The organism is Ensifer sp. GW101-20A05, from assembly GCF_059424735.1.
Window position 1 is genome coordinate 59,314 of the sequence record NZ_JBWKZT010000003.1, and the last position, 13,907, is coordinate 73,220.

11 protein-coding genes are annotated in these 13,907 nt (G+C 61.7%); 3 read left to right on the plus strand and 8 right to left on the minus strand.

Annotated features, from left to right (window positions below; genetic code table 11):
- Positions 1 to 5: 5 nt before the first annotated feature.
- Positions 6 to 887, plus strand: coding sequence for a DUF2182 domain-containing protein (locus AC070A_RS09450; RefSeq protein ID WP_492384442.1), 882 nt, complete (start codon positions 6 to 8; stop codon positions 885 to 887).
- 60 nt (positions 888 to 947) lie between these two features.
- On the opposite strand, the gene dnaJ is transcribed toward AC070A_RS09450, so the two are convergent.
- The 4 genes from dnaJ to AC070A_RS09470 all read right to left on the minus strand — a co-directional run bounded on the left by dnaJ (position 948) and on the right by AC070A_RS09470 (position 7,393).
- Positions 948 to 2,078, minus strand: a complete 1,131-nt coding sequence (gene dnaJ, locus AC070A_RS09455; RefSeq protein ID WP_057247761.1) for a molecular chaperone DnaJ — start codon at positions 2,076 to 2,078, stop codon at positions 948 to 950.
- Between the two features lie 252 nt (positions 2,079 to 2,330).
- The gene (gene dnaK / locus AC070A_RS09460; RefSeq protein WP_057247762.1) at positions 2,331 to 4,253 is read right to left on the minus strand and encodes a molecular chaperone DnaK; all 1,923 of its coding nucleotides are present in this window, start codon (positions 4,251 to 4,253) and stop codon (positions 2,331 to 2,333) included.
- A 260-nt stretch (positions 4,254 to 4,513) separates the two neighbouring features.
- On the minus strand, positions 4,514 to 6,778 hold the full coding sequence (locus tag AC070A_RS09465; RefSeq protein WP_057247763.1) for a transglycosylase domain-containing protein: 2,265 nt from the start codon (positions 6,776 to 6,778) through the stop codon (positions 4,514 to 4,516).
- Positions 6,779 to 7,042: 264 nt separating this feature from the next.
- The gene (locus AC070A_RS09470) at positions 7,043 to 7,393 is read right to left on the minus strand and encodes a hypothetical protein (protein WP_057247764.1); all 351 of its coding nucleotides are present in this window, start codon (positions 7,391 to 7,393) and stop codon (positions 7,043 to 7,045) included.
- A 488-nt stretch (positions 7,394 to 7,881) separates the two neighbouring features.
- Here AC070A_RS09470 and AC070A_RS09475 point away from each other — a divergent pair, with 488 nt between their 5' ends.
- Both AC070A_RS09475 and AC070A_RS09480 read left to right on the plus strand, forming a co-directional pair.
- A complete protein-coding gene (locus tag AC070A_RS09475; protein WP_057247765.1) occupies positions 7,882 to 8,787 on the plus strand; it encodes a DMT family transporter in 906 nt (301 codons plus the stop codon).
- Between the two features lie 109 nt (positions 8,788 to 8,896).
- On the plus strand, positions 8,897 to 9,385 hold the full coding sequence (locus tag AC070A_RS09480) for a hypothetical protein (RefSeq protein WP_057247766.1): 489 nt from the start codon (positions 8,897 to 8,899) through the stop codon (positions 9,383 to 9,385).
- A 171-nt stretch (positions 9,386 to 9,556) separates the two neighbouring features.
- Here the strand turns inward: AC070A_RS09480 and AC070A_RS09485 are convergent, their stop codons facing one another.
- From AC070A_RS09485 to AC070A_RS09500, 4 genes are all read right to left on the minus strand, one after another.
- On the minus strand, positions 9,557 to 10,516 hold the full coding sequence (locus tag AC070A_RS09485) for a lysylphosphatidylglycerol synthase transmembrane domain-containing protein (protein WP_057247767.1): 960 nt from the start codon (positions 10,514 to 10,516) through the stop codon (positions 9,557 to 9,559).
- 420 nt (positions 10,517 to 10,936) lie between these two features.
- Positions 10,937 to 12,328 (minus strand): M20/M25/M40 family metallo-hydrolase, encoded by a 1,392-nt coding sequence (locus tag AC070A_RS09490; protein ID WP_057247768.1) that lies wholly within the window; start codon positions 12,326 to 12,328, stop codon positions 10,937 to 10,939.
- Between the two features lie 336 nt (positions 12,329 to 12,664).
- Positions 12,665 to 13,108: a MarR family winged helix-turn-helix transcriptional regulator gene (locus AC070A_RS09495; protein WP_057247769.1), complete on the minus strand. Its 444-nt coding sequence runs from the start codon at positions 13,106 to 13,108 to the stop codon at positions 12,665 to 12,667.
- Between the two features lie 362 nt (positions 13,109 to 13,470).
- Positions 13,471 to 13,857: a hypothetical protein gene (locus tag AC070A_RS09500; protein ID WP_057247770.1), complete on the minus strand. Its 387-nt coding sequence runs from the start codon at positions 13,855 to 13,857 to the stop codon at positions 13,471 to 13,473.
- Positions 13,858 to 13,907 lie beyond the last annotated feature (50 nt).

A 13,907-nucleotide genomic window follows, 5' to 3' on the forward strand; every position in this document is an offset into this window, starting at 1 on the left:
CGTCGATGAAGGATACGGCGCTCGAAACCCTGCTCAGACGTGATCGCGCCATCGTTGTGGCGGCGTTGATTACGCTGACGGCGATCAGTTGGATTTACGTCCTGTGGCTGGCTTCGGCCATGGACATGACTGCGCCCCCGGCAGCCTCCGACACCATGGATATGGGTTCGGGCATGGACATGCCCATCGACATGCCGATGAACATGCCCATGGAGGCGCAAGGGGGATCGATGACATCGATGGCGACTGCGGCCGCCGGTCCCTGGACCGCGGCAACCTTCGCCTATGCATTTGTCATGTGGGCTGTCATGATGATGGGTATGATGGTGCCGTCGGCAACGCCGATGATCCTGCTCTATGCCCGTGTCGGAAGACAGGCGGCGCAGCAGGGCAAGCCCTTCGCCGCGACCGGATTCTTCGCTGGTGGCTATCTGCTGGCCTGGACCCTGTTCGCGCTGGTCGCCGTTCTCGGGCAATGGCTCCTTGATCGCGCCCTGTTGCTCACTCCGGCGCTCTCGAACGCCAACGAAGCCTTGAGCGGTGCGGTCCTCGTCGCCGTCGGCCTGTTTCAGTGGACGTCGCTCAAGGATCGTTGCCTCAGGCAATGCCAGTCGCCGCTACTTTTCATCCAGAACCACGGCGGATTTCGCCGCGAGGCGGGTGCCGCCTTCGGCCTCGGCCTGCGGCATGGCCTTTATTGCGTCGGCTGCTGCTGGGCGCTGATGGCGCTTCTGTTCGTCGGCGGGGTGATGAACGTGTTGTGGATCGCGGCGATCGCCATCTTCGTGCTCGCCGAAAAGGTGGTGCCCGGCGGCCGGCTCCTGTCCCGGGTCGCTGGGGTGGTGCTCGTCATGGCCGGGCTGTGGCAGCTTGCGGCCATGACGTGAAGCTTACAGCACTGCGCGCCCTATCCGGCGCGCAAGATCGCTGTGGGAACGCCGGGCGCCTTAGTCGCTCAGCGTATCGAAGAAGTCCTTCATCCGGGCGAAGAAGCCCGTCGATTCCGGATTGTTGTCCTTCGAGGAGATCTGTTCGAATTCCTGTAGCAGTTCGCGCTGGCGCTTGGTCAGCTTCTGCGGCGTTTCGATCTGGATCTGGATGTAGAGGTCGCCGGACTGGGCCGAGCGCAGCACCGGCATGCCCTTGCCCTTGAGGCGGAACTGCTTGCCGGCCTGGGTGCCCTCGGGAACCGTGACGCGCGACTTGGTGCCGTCGAGCGTGGTCACATCGAACTTGCCGCCAAGGGCCGCCGTCGTCATCGAGATCGGCACGCTGCAATAGAGATCGGCGCCGTCGCGCTGGTAGAACTCATGCGGCCGGACCGAGAGGAAAATGTAGAGGTCGCCAGCCGGTCCGCCGCGAAGCCCCGCTTCGCCTTCGCCGGAGAGGCGGATACGCGTTCCGTCCTCGATGCCCGCCGGAATGTTGACCGAAAGCGTGCGCTCTTCGGTGACACGACCCTGGCCATGGCACTTGCCGCAGGGGTCGGTGATCGTCTGGCCGCGCCCGCCGCAGGTCGGGCAGGTGCGTTCGATCGAGAAGAAGCCCTGGGCAGCGCGCACGCGACCGGAGCCGTGACAGGTGCCGCAGGTCTTCGGGCTCGTGCCGGGCTTGGCGCCGGAGCCGCTGCAGACGTCGCAGGTGATCGAGGTTGGAACGCGGATCTGCGCGGTCTTGCCTGAGAAGGCTTCCTCGAGCGAGATCTCCATGTTGTAGCGAAGATCGGCGCCGCGTTCGCGGCCGCCCGAGGAACGCCGCTGGCGCCCGCCGCCCATCATCTCGCCGAAGATGTCTTCGAAAATGTCGGAGAAGCCGCCGGCCCCCCCGCCGCCGAAGCCGTTGCCCATACCGCCCTGCTCGAAGGCCGCATGACCGTAGCGGTCGTAAGCGGCGCGCTTCTGCGGGTCCTTGAGGGTCTCATAGGCCTCGTTGATTTCCTTGAAGGTCTTCTCCGCTGCCGCGTCGCCGGGGTTCTTGTCCGGGTGATACTTCATTGCGAGCTTGCGGAAGGCGCCCTTTAGCTCCTTCTCGTCGGCGTTCTTGGCAACGCCAAGCGTTTCGTAGAGATCACGTTTCATTCGTCGAAGATTATCCTGTTGGCATGCCAGCGCGAGGGCTCGGCGGCTGCCCGTTTACCTTGCCACCGATTTAGTAAACCTTGAAGCGCGATACCATAGCCCGAGCGGTGGTAGATGCGGTTTTTTGTCGGAAAAGTAACGTTTGCGGTGGCTCACAGCGTCCGTCGTCATTCTTGTCCGCATGAACGGCCCCTCCGGCCAACAAAAAAAGCCCGGGCGAACCCGGGCTTTTCGTCTGATCGAAGGGACGGATTAGGCCGAACGCTTGCGGTCGTCCTCGTCGTTGACTTCTTCGTAGTCGGCATCGACGACATCGCCGTCGCGCGCTGCGTCTGCTGCGGCATCCGCATGGGCGGCTTCCGTCTGCTGCGCTTCATAGATCGCCTGGCCGAGCTTCATGGAAACTTCCATCAGCGTGTTGGTCTTGGCCTTGATGTCTTCGGCGTCCGGCTCGGAGGCTTCGACGGCAGTCTTCAGCGCGGCAATCGCGTCGGAGATCGCCTTGCGGTCTGCTTCCGAAACCTTGTCGCCGTAATCCTTCAGCGACTTCTCGCTGGAGTGGATCAGGCTTTCGGCCTGATTCTTGGCTTCGACGCCCTCGCGGCGCTTCTTGTCGGCCTCGGCATTGGCTTCGGCATCCTTGACCATCTTTTCGATGTCGGCGTCGGAAAGACCGCCAGAAGCCTGAATGCGGATCTGGTGTTCCTTGCCGGTGCCCTTGTCCTTGGCCGAAACCTGCACGATGCCGTTGGCGTCGATGTCGAAGGTGACTTCGATCTGCGGCATGCCGCGCGGTGCCGGCGGAATGCCGACGAGGTCGAACTGGCCGAGCAGCTTGTTGTCGGCGGCCATTTCACGCTCACCCTGGGAGACGCGAATCGTCACGGCCGACTGATTGTCGTCGGCGGTCGAGAAGGTCTGCGACTTCTTGGTCGGGATCGTCGTGTTGCGTTCGATCAGGCGGGTGAAGACGCCACCGAGCGTTTCGATGCCGAGCGACAGCGGGGTGACGTCGAGCAGGAGAACGTCCTTGACGTCGCCCTGCAGAACGCCGGCCTGAATGGCGGCGCCCATGGCGACCACTTCATCCGGGTTCACGCCCTTGTGCGGCTCCTTGCCGAACAGCTGCTTCACGGTTTCCTGAACCTTCGGCATGCGGCTCATGCCGCCGACGAGAACGACTTCGTCGATCTCGGCAGCCGAGACGCCGGCATCCTTGAGGGCTGCCTTGCACGGCGCAACGGTGCGCTGGATCAGGTCGTCGACCAGGCTTTCGAACTTGGCGCGCGACAGCTTCATCGTCAGGTGCTTCGGACCGGAAGCGTCAGCCGTGATGAACGGCAGGTTGATTTCGGTCTGCTGCGACGAGGACAGCTCGATCTTGGCCTTTTCGGCAGCTTCCTTCAGGCGCTGAAGGGCGAGCTTGTCGTTCTTCAGGTCGATGCCCTGTTCCTTCTTGAACTCGCCGGCGAGGTATTCGACGAGACGCATGTCGAAGTCTTCACCGCCGAGGAAGGTGTCGCCGTTGGTCGACTTCACTTCGAAGACGCCGTCGCCGATTTCCAGAACCGAGATATCGAAGGTACCACCGCCCAAGTCGTAGACGGCGATCGTCTTGCCGTCCTTCTTGTCGAGGCCGTAGGCAAGGGCTGCCGCGGTCGGCTCGTTGATGATGCGCAGAACTTCAAGGCCCGCGATCTTGCCGGCATCCTTGGTTGCCTGGCGCTGGGCGTCGTTGAAGTAGGCCGGAACGGTGATGACGGCCTTTTCGACCTTTTCACCGAGATAGGATTCGGCCGTTTCCTTCATCTTCTGAAGGATCATGGCGGAGATCTGCGACGGGGAATAATCCTTGCCGTGCGCTTCGACCCAGGCGTCGCCATTGTCGGCCTTGATGATCTTGTAAGGAACCATGTCCTTGTCTTTTTGCGTGGTCGGGTCCTGGAAGGTCCGGCCGATCAGGCGCTTGATCGCAAAAAGCGTGTTTTCCGGATTGGTGACGGCCTGGCGCTTGGCCGGCTGGCCGACGAGACGTTCGCCGTCGTCGCTGAATGCCACCATCGAGGGGGTCGTGCGCGCACCCTCGGCGTTTTCGATCACCTTCGCGTCTTTTCCGTCCATGACGGCGACGCAGGAGTTGGTCGTTCCCAGGTCAATACCAATAACTTTAGCCATGTCGTTCTCTCCTTGCAGCGGACTGTCGGAACCCGGTCAGGCATTCGTAAGACAGCCCCTAACGGGATGGTCTCAGGATTTCTTCGCAGTCGAGACTGCGCCGATGCGGCGTATATAAGGACCGGCGTTTCGGACTGCAAGGCATTCTGCGGGGCGTTTGGGGGCAAATGCAAGTCCGGGATTTGCCTAGCTAGAAATGGGCTATGCGCGGCTGGTGAGAATGGCGCCAGTCGCACGCTTGCAGCGCCAGTCGCGCCGGCTCAACCGCCGGTCAAAATGTCGAAGAGGGTCGTGCGCCGCGTGGCACCCGTCGTCTGGCCGACATCGGCCGGTGGTACGAGACCGCCATTGCCCTGATCGGCGCTCTGGCCATCCCATTCGCCCCCCTGGTCTACCGGGCGCTGCCCCACTGCGACCGCGCCATTGACGCCCACGGGTGCTTCCGGGAAGGCTTCCGGATCGCCGGAGAGCAAGTCGCCGGCCGGTGCGCCCACGCCTTCATCGAAGACCGGCTGCACGCCCGTCGTGCCGAAGAGCGGCGAGGGCGAGAGGCCCTCATGGGCCGCCATCATGAAATCGTGCCAGGCCTTGGCCGGCAGGCCGCCGCCCGTGACCTTCTTCATCGACTTGCCGTCGTCGTTGCCGAACCAGACGCCGGTCGTCAGGTTCGAGGTGTAGCCGACGAACAGCGCGTCGCGGAAGGATTGCGTGGTACCGGTCTTGCCGGCCGCCTCCCAGCCCTTGAGCTGCGCTTTCTTGCCCGTACCCTTGGTCAGCACACGCACCATCATCTGGTTCATTTCGCTGACGATCGCCGGGTCGAGCACACGCGGCGGGTTGTCGTAGGTGTTTTCGTAAAGCACCGTGCCGTCGGCCTTGGAAATGCGGCGAATGACATGCGGCGTCGCCTTGAAGCCGCCATTCATGAATGGGGCATAGGCCGACGTCAGTTCGACGAGGCTGACTTCGGACGTGCCGAGCGCGATCGAGGCGTTTGCCTGCATCTCGGAATCGATGCCGAGGCGATGGGCGACCTTGACGACGTTCTGCGGCCCGACCTCCATCACCAGCTGTGCGGCGATGGTGTTCAGCGAATTGGCGAGCGCATCGGCGATCGTTACCTCGCCGCGATATTTCTGGTCGTAATTCTCGGGCGTCCAGTTGCCGATCCGGACCGGGCCGTCGTTGCGGATCGACATCGGCGTGCGGCCGATCTCGAGTGCCGCGGCATAGACGAAGGGCTTGAAGGCGGAACCCGGCTGACGCTTGGCCTTGGAGGCGCGGTCGAACTGGCTCTCTGCGTAGTCCTTGCCGCCGACGAGCGCCCGGATGGCGCCGGTGCCATCGATCGAGACGAGTGCTGCCTGCGAAGCGTCGAGCTTCTTGCCGTCGGCGTCTAGCGTGGCAGCGATCACCTCCTCGGCCTTCTTCTCGAGATTGAGGTCGATCGTCGTGTCGATGATGAGATCTTCCTTGATCTCGCCGATCATGCCGGGAAGCTGGTCCATCACCATGTCGGCGACGTAGTGTTCGGCGCCGGACCAGTAGCTCTTGGCCTTGGTCGGGGTCTGCGACATCGCCGTCTTGATCTCGCTATCGGTGACGTAACCTTCCTCGCGCATGGCGCCGAGAACCACCTGGGCGCGTTCTTCCGCAGCCTTCGGGTCGCGGGCCGGCGACAGGCGGGAAGGGGCCTTGAGCAGCCCCGCAAGCAGTGCGGCCTCGCCGAGGTTCACGTCGCGCGCCGATTTGTTGAAATAGCGCCGCGATGCCGCCTCCACGCCATAGGCGTTGGAGCCGAAGAACACCCGGTTGAGATACATCGCCAGGATCTGGTCCTTGGAATATTTCTGCTCGAGCCAGAAGGCGAGCAGCACCTCCTGCACCTTGCGTTCGAGCGTGCGCTCGGGCGAAAGGAACAGGTTCTTGGCAAGCTGCTGCGTCAAGGTCGAGCCACCCTGCACCATGCGGCCGGTGGTGAGGTTCGTCAGCATGGCGCGGGCGAGACCCAGCGGATCGATGCCGAAATGCGAATAGAAGCGGCGGTCCTCGATCGCGATGACCGCCTGCGGGATATAGGGCGACATGTTTTCCAGCGACAGCGCTTCGCCGCCGGTGGTGCCGCGATTGGCGATGGCGTCGCCGCTGACCGCAAGGATCTTGACGTTCGGCGGCCGCTCGGGGATCGACCAGCTCTCGGCGCTCGGCATGCGCGCGCCGTAGTAGAGCACCAGGCCGCCGACGCCCATGGCGCCCCAGATGCCGAGCACGATGCACCAGTAGAACAGCGTGCGGACAAGGCCAACAAAGCCGCCGCCGCCAGAGTTGCGCCGTGCGCTGCCGCGCTTGCCGGCTGCCTTCTTCTTGCTGCTGCCCTTCTTGCCGCTGCCCGAAGATTTGCCGCGGGGTGCCTTGCGGCTGGCGGTCACACGATCGCTGGCCTCGACGCGAAAATCGTCATCATCGTCCTGGTTTCCGCCGAACGATGGCTCGATCCGCTCTCCTGACCTGCCGTTTGTTGCCATGCCGTTTGGATTTGTCCCTCTGCCGTCTGCGGGGCCGATTGGCTCAACCACGACGGTGACTTCGATCTCGACGGCGGTACCGGCGCTCTGCGCCCATCCGCCACGGCGACCGGGTGAACTTTAAATGCGGCAATTTAAGGGGGAGTTAAGAAGCGCATCGTGAAATACGCATGGTCTTCAACAACTTGCGTTTAAGCGACGCGCTGCGCGTGGCAGTGGGTGAGACGTCCACTCCGTTGTGCTAACGAGCCCATATGGCCGCAACTACTGGATGGAGCTGCGCAGTGGCGTATCTTCGACCGCCACGTTCGATGCCGCAGCACCGGGCTCGGTAAAGTCGTAGAGCCATTGGCTATAGGGAAGCCGAAACAGAACCCGTTTCCCCAGGTGGTTCATCGCCACTTCCTCGCAGTCCTTCGCCTGGTAGGCCTGTCGGTCGCACATGGCGCGCGGGCTGTCCACCAGCCGGTAGTCGTGCCCTTGATAAACGAGCGCCGTCATCGCTCTTAACTTGAAGGAGCCCGGTGGCAGCACGACGAGGCGCAGGCTGGCGATCCAGGTGGCGAGGATCAGGACAACGATGATTGCGGTGGGGACCTGGAGCAATAATTTCATCTGAAAGCCTGCAATTATGGAGAGTGAATATATTTCTTCTAATATTGCTGGTCGTATATCAGGAAAGCTGAAGTAGAGTAAAAAGCTATCAAAGGTTGTGGTTTCCGGCTGGTTACCGCGCCATGCATGGCTTTCGCGTGCCGGCCCGGCGACGAGTTGTTCCCTGGCTCAGGCTCCGATCAGCGGGTCAAGATGGCTCGACCTGACGCTTCGCCTTCACGATTTTGTGCAATGCAAAAATCACGTCTTGAAATTGCTGCGACGCACGATTATTATATGACTTATCGAAGCGCTGCACCTCCTCCCGCGGCGCCCGATGCGGGTCGGTGGCACTCCTCCTCCCAGTCACCGATCAAGTTCGAGAGCCCCGTGTACCTCCTCCCACACGGGGCTCTTTTCATGTCTCGAATACGGCCGTGTTTCCCTGTATGTGGCACCTGTCGTGCGCAATTGGCGGCGCGGCGGGTTCTCGCAGGTATCGGCGCGCCATGACGTCCACCGTCTCACAGGCTTCCAAGGCAAACGGCTACATCTTCACGCTTCTGGCGATCGTCATCTTTTCGATCCAGGACGGGATCTCCAAGCATCTGGGCGCGATCTATCCGCCGGCCTTCGTCGCGATGATCCGCTATTGGGCCTTTGCACTTTTCGCGATTGCGCTGGCTGCGCGTACCAAGGAAGGCCTGAAGATCACGGCGACAACCAGGAGACCGTGGCTTCAGATCGTGCGCGGCGTGTTGCTGCCGACCCAGATCGTCATGGTGATCACGTCTTTCACCTGGGTCGGGCTTGCCCATTCGCAAGCGATCCTGGCGGCGACGCCTCTGTTCGTTGCCCTCCTGTCCATGCCGCTTCTCGGCGAGCGCGTCGGCTGGCGGCGATGGCTGGCAATCTCCGTCGGTCTCGGCGGCGTGCTTCTGATTCTGAAGCCCGCAGACGGCTTGTTCGACCGGACCTTCCTCTTGCCGCTCGGGGCGGCTCTGCTGCTTGCGCTCTATGTCATCGTCACGCGGCTCGTCAGCCGGCAGGATTCGGCGATGACCAGTTTCTTCTACACCGGCGTCGTGGGTGCTGCCGCGATCAGCCTGGTCGGCCCGTTCTTCTGGGTCACGCTTGCGCCGGCTGACTGGGGCTGGATGCTGCTGCTCTGCATCACCGGATCCTCCAGCCACTACTTCCTCATCCGGGCCTATGAGGTGCTGGATGCGGTGGCCGTTCAGCCGCTCACCTACCTCCAGCTCGTCTTTGCCTCGATCATGGGCGTGACGATTTTCAGCGAGACGCTGACGGTCAACATGATCGTCGGCTCCGTGCTGGTGGTCGCCGCCGGCATCTTCACCGTGTGGCGCGAGCGCGTCGTCGCGCGCCGCCGTGCCGGCTTGCCTCCGGCCTGAGCTCAGCGCCGCGTCGGCGACGACTTGGGGAAACATGCGGGTAGCGAATCCTGCTATGGCTTCGCCTTATTGTTGTGCTCGGCTGGCGCTCGACAAAAGGAGGACTGCCATGAAGCTTCGATCCACCGTCTTCGCCCTCGGCGCGTTTGCAGCGTTGAACGGCGAGGCTCTGGCACAGGAAGGCGTCGCCTATGTCGACGACCGCTCCGACGGGGCAGCTCTCGTCCGTTCGCTCTACAATGCCATCAACCGCAAGGAATATGCCCGCGCCTACGGCTATTTCGGCGAATCGAAGCCCGTCGGCGGCTACAAGTCCTTCACCCGCGGCTATGATCGCACCGTGTCGGTCGAGGTGAAGATCGGCAAGGTGAAAACGGAGGCTGGCGCCGGCAGCATCTATTCGGCGGTTCCGGTTGCGGTGAAGTCTATCGAGAAGCGCGCGCGGGTCCGGTTCTTCGCCGGCTGCTATGTCACGCGCATCATCAACCCGTCGCTACAGGTGCCGCCCTTCACGCCCTACCAGGTCGAAGCGGCGCGGCTTAAGGAAGTGAAAGGGCCGCTCGAGCAGGCGCTGCCGACGGTCTGCAACGCGCCCTGACGTGGGTCGAGGGAAGCGTAAAGTTTCCACCACGCCGCAATTCCAGTCAAAGTGAAGCAGGCGATCCCCTTAGATCACTTCATTGTTTCATCGAAACACTGAAGTGATCTAAGTCTTTGAAATTACGCAATTCCTGACGGAAAACCGTTTCGCACTTTTCCTGGAATTACTCTAGGGAAGGTCGGTCCCTCCCGGGGGAGGGCGTTGTGCCAAGAAGCGTGCCCGCTCGAAAACGAGGATCACCACCAATGCCAGGACAAACGGGATGACCAGGTAGAGCAGGCGGAAGATGGCCAGCGCCGCCAGAACGTCGGCCGGATCCATTTCCGGCAGGGCTGCGATGAAAATCAGCTCGAGCACGCCGAGCCCGCCCGGTGCATGCGAGAGCAGCGCCGCCGAGAACGAGGCGAGGAAGATCCCGAGGATGACGATATAGCCCGGGTTTCCGGCTTCCGGCAGTGCGAAATAGATGATCCCGGCAGCGCCGATCAGTTCCACGGGTGCGATCACCAATTGCCGGAAGACGATCCTCGGCTTCGGGTAGTGAAGGTGGAACCAGCGCGTGCGGAACGATGGCAGCCCGACGAGGCTGCCGATGACATAGAGCCCGATAACGACGAGGATGAGCACGCCTGTGGTCAGCGACATTTCCACCGGCAGGAATTCGGCGAAGCGCTCGATGATGTCGGGTCGCACCAGGAGGACGATGGCCGAAAGCACCAGTGTGCCGAGCGTGAAGGTGAAGGAGCAGAAGGCGACGAGCACGCCGACTTCACCTGGAGAAAGCCCCTTGGAGCGATAGGCCCGGTAGCGCACGACCGCGCCGGAAAAGACCGAGGCACCGAGATTGTGCGACAGCGCGTAGGTCGTGAACGAGCAGAGCGTGATGAACCAGATCGAGATGCGGTGACCGAGATGGTCGAGCGCCAGCCGGTCGTAAGCCGCAAGCGCCGCATAGGCGACCAGTGTCGAGCAGATCGCCAACAGCCAGCTTTTAAGCGAGATCGCGTTGAAGCTTGCGAGGAACTCGTCGAGCGAAAGGCCGCGGAGCTCGTGATAAAGCGCATTCACCGAAAAGAGGATCGCGAGAAGGCCGACAATGGGCCAGAAATAGGTCTGCAGCCTCTTCATACAGGCGCCGCGATCGGTGTGAGGACGTGGGCGAGGCGTTCTGAGGACACTTCTGTTGCAGCTGCCGGAGTGGTTCTCCGAGCGGAGACATCCTGTTTTCTAAGCTGCTTTGTCGTAGCGTCACGCCCGCAGCGCGACGCTTCGGTCCTTACCCTTGCCAATGATCCGATTTCCCTTTGTGATGTGTTTCACAAAAAGGAAGCACCTGAGACCCCTGAGGTCAAGGATTGAGGGTCTGCCGAAACCGGAGAAACCGCCGGGAAACGGTGAAGGGGAAACGGTAAAGCGCGGACATCGCGTCGATCGTTTGGAAATGCGCGCGCGTCGGTTGATGCACTGCGCGTGAGAGCTGCGTGATTGGCGTGTGTGCAACCGCAGTCGAAAGCCGCGGCGAAGCACTTCGCCGCGGCTCTGATGATGTCAAGCGGCGAGCGCGTCCAGGATACGGATCCAGGAGCGGATGCCCTTGTGGTAGGACTGCAGCTCGTACTTCTCGTTCGGCGAATGGATCCGGTCGTCGGAAAGGCCGAAGCCGACCAGCAGCGATTCCATGCCGAGCATCTTCTGGAAGTCGCCGACGATCGGGATCGAGCCACCCATGCCGATGATGACGGCCGGCTTTGGCCATTCGTCGGAAAGCGCCACCTTCGCCGTGTTGAGCAGCGGCGATTCATAGGGCAGGTGGATGGCCGGAGAACCGCCATGGGCGTGGAACTCCACCGAGCAATCCGCCGGAACCTTGGAGCGGACATAGGCGCGGAACGCTTCGCGGATCTTCTCCGGGTTCTGGTTGCCGACGAGGCGGAAGGAAACCTTCGCCGAAGCCTCGGCCGCAATCACCGTCTTGAAGCCTTCGCCGGTATAGCCGCCGGTGATGCCGTTGACTTCGGCGGTCGGGCGCGCCCAGGTCAGTTCCAGCACCGAACGGTTCTTTTCGCCCGACGGGATCGACAGGCCGATCTCACCGAGGAACTTCTCCGCCGTCTGGCCGAGCGTTTCCCAGGAAGCCTTGACCTGGGCCGGGGTCTCTTCGACGCCTTCGTAGAAGCCTGGGAGCGTTACGCGGCTGTTCTCGTCGTGAAGGCCGGCGAGAATGGTGGTGAGGATGCGGATCGGGTTGGCTGCAGCGCCGCCAAAATAGCCGGAATGCAGATCGCGGTCGGCAGCCCTGACGATGACCTCTTCGCCGACGAGGCCGCGCAGGCCCGCGGAGATGGCCGGCGTATCGCGGTCCCACATGCTGGTATCGCAGACCAGCGCATAGTCGGCCTTGAGCTCGGCGGCATTGGCTTCCAGGAAAGGCTTCAGCGACGGTGAACCGGATTCCTCTTCGCCCTCGAACAGAATGGTGACGCGGCAGGGCAGGCCGCCATGGACGTCCTTGTAGGCGCGTACCGCTTCGACGAAAGTCAAGAGTTGCCCCTTGTCATCAGCCGTGCCGCGACCGGTGATCACCTTGCGGCCGGGTTCGATTTCCTTGATGCCCGGCTCGAACGGGTCCGTGTCCCAGAGATTGAGCGGATCGACGGGTTGGACGTCGTAGTGACCGTAGAACAGCACATGCGGCGCATCAGGCTTGGCAGCATCGTGATGAGCGACGACCATGGGATGGCCGGGGGTGTCGCGCACCGAGGCGGTGAAGCCGAGGCTGTTGAGTTCCGCCACCAGCCATTCGGCTGCCTTGCGGCATTCCGCCTTGAAGGCCGGGTCGGTGGAGATCGACTTGATCCGAACGAGATCGAACAGCCGGTCGAGGCTGTCAGGCAGGTTGGCGTCTGCGCGTTCGAGAACGGGGGTGATATCTGCCATCATGCATATCCTTGCTTCAAGTTTTGCCGGAACCTACTGCATCAATCGCCAAATCGAAATCGATTTGCGCACGAAATCACGCGGGGTCGTTCTACTGCATGTCTCCTTTAATCGACTTCGATTTAAGGACAAAGACATGCAGCAAATCAAAGTTCTGCAGCGACCTTTGCGCGTCTGATAAGACGCGCGGCGCTGTAGAGCGGCGGCGACTGACGAGCATTCGACGCTGCGCCTTCAGACACGCAAAGGCACTGGACGCGCTCGCTCTGGTTTTAGAGCCTAAGGTCATTCGCTTTAAGCCAAATATTTTGATGGATCGATCAGGGGAGGTGCGAAGCTTCAGGCGCGGCCGTCGCCACGTGCCACGCTGGCAAGCGCCATGCGCATATATTCGAGCATCAGCTCGCGCTCGAAATTCCTGAGGCCGGAAAGCAGCGACTGGTCGGCGGCAAGGGCTGCTTCCTTGGCGGCTGCCTCCATCTCCTTTGCCCGTTCGGTTAGGAAGATCTGCTGCGAGCGCTTGTCCTGAGGGTGCTTGCGTCTGACGATGAGCCCGTCCCGCTCCATGCGGGAGAGCGTGTTGGCCATCGTCGCCTGCTCGATGTCGAGGCGATCGAGCAGTTGCTTCTGCGTCAAGCCTTCCTCGGCCCAAAGTTCGAGCAGAATCGGAAACTGACCGGGTGCGAAACCAAGCTTCTGGCCGCGCTCGTGAAGCGCGCGCGAAAAGCTCTTCGCCAGCAGGCTGGCCAGATAGGTCGCAGATTCCATACGATTGAAGGCCATGCCTATCGGTACGCCCGAAGCGTCATGAAGACAAGTTACAATGCAGGCGATGAACCTTGGGAAGCGCTGAGCTCACTTCGATTTGAGCGGACATTATCGAAAGCCTTGGTGCCAAGTAAAAAACCGTCACGGCGCGGAGGCGGCGCCGTGACGGTTTCTTGAAAACGGGACAAAGGCCCGGAGAGGGGGATAAGGCCTTTGTCCTCATCTGGTGCGGGCGGGGGACAGGCCAATCACCAGAAGACGGCATCACTCGGTGCCGTTGACTAAGATTTGAGGAGTCAAATGTGGCTTTTCAAGGATAGCCGGTGCGATTCCGACATTACAAATGCGTAACGTTTGCGTGAAAGCTCACGCACCTCTCAGCGATCCGTCGAGGCCCGGTTTCGCAAGGCAAAAATGAATTCCACAACGCCGATCGCCATTGCAACCATCATCGCCGTCTTTGCCATTTCGCCAGCTGTTTGATCTGGCGTGATCGATATGACGACAATGAAGGCAACGTTGAGTGCGGCGCGGGCTGCTGCATATTCCACCTTTTGCCAACGCGGCCAGGGAGCGCCGTCCGCGCGCTTGAAATGGGTATCGAGGCCCGCCATGGCGAGCAGATAGATGGGCGCAAAGACTGTCTTGATGATGACGAGGAATGTCGGATCGGCCGACAGGAGCCAGGAAATGAGGAAGCAAAAGACGGCAAAGCCTGAAAGAAGGAGATACTGTTGCAGGGCGTAACGCACGTCATGCGGCATGGCTGGCTTCCTCTGTGGCAAGTGGAGATTGTAGTGCCCGGCGGGAAAAC

Excerpts from the sequence above, each read along its gene's own strand:
- AC070A_RS09450 (WP_492384442.1), top strand. The coding sequence starts at position 6 with ATGAAGGATACGGCGCTCGAAACCCTGCTCAGACGTGATCGCGCCATC.
- dnaJ (WP_057247761.1), bottom strand. The coding sequence starts at position 2,078 with ATGAAACGTGATCTCTACGAAACGCTTGGCGTTGCCAAGAACGCCGAC.
- dnaK (WP_057247762.1), bottom strand. The coding sequence starts at position 4,253 with ATGGCTAAAGTTATTGGTATTGACCTGGGAACGACCAACTCCTGCGTC.
- AC070A_RS09465 (WP_057247763.1), bottom strand. The coding sequence starts at position 6,778 with ATGGCAACAAACGGCAGGTCAGGAGAGCGGATCGAGCCATCGTTCGGC.
- AC070A_RS09470 (WP_057247764.1), bottom strand. The coding sequence starts at position 7,393 with ATGAAATTATTGCTCCAGGTCCCCACCGCAATCATCGTTGTCCTGATC.
- AC070A_RS09475 (WP_057247765.1), top strand. The coding sequence starts at position 7,882 with ATGACGTCCACCGTCTCACAGGCTTCCAAGGCAAACGGCTACATCTTC.
- AC070A_RS09480 (WP_057247766.1), top strand. The coding sequence starts at position 8,897 with ATGAAGCTTCGATCCACCGTCTTCGCCCTCGGCGCGTTTGCAGCGTTG.
- AC070A_RS09485 (WP_057247767.1), bottom strand. The coding sequence starts at position 10,516 with ATGAAGAGGCTGCAGACCTATTTCTGGCCCATTGTCGGCCTTCTCGCG.
- AC070A_RS09490 (WP_057247768.1), bottom strand. The coding sequence starts at position 12,328 with ATGATGGCAGATATCACCCCCGTTCTCGAACGCGCAGACGCCAACCTG.
- AC070A_RS09495 (WP_057247769.1), bottom strand. The coding sequence starts at position 13,108 with ATGGCCTTCAATCGTATGGAATCTGCGACCTATCTGGCCAGCCTGCTG.
- AC070A_RS09500 (WP_057247770.1), bottom strand. The coding sequence starts at position 13,857 with ATGCCGCATGACGTGCGTTACGCCCTGCAACAGTATCTCCTTCTTTCA.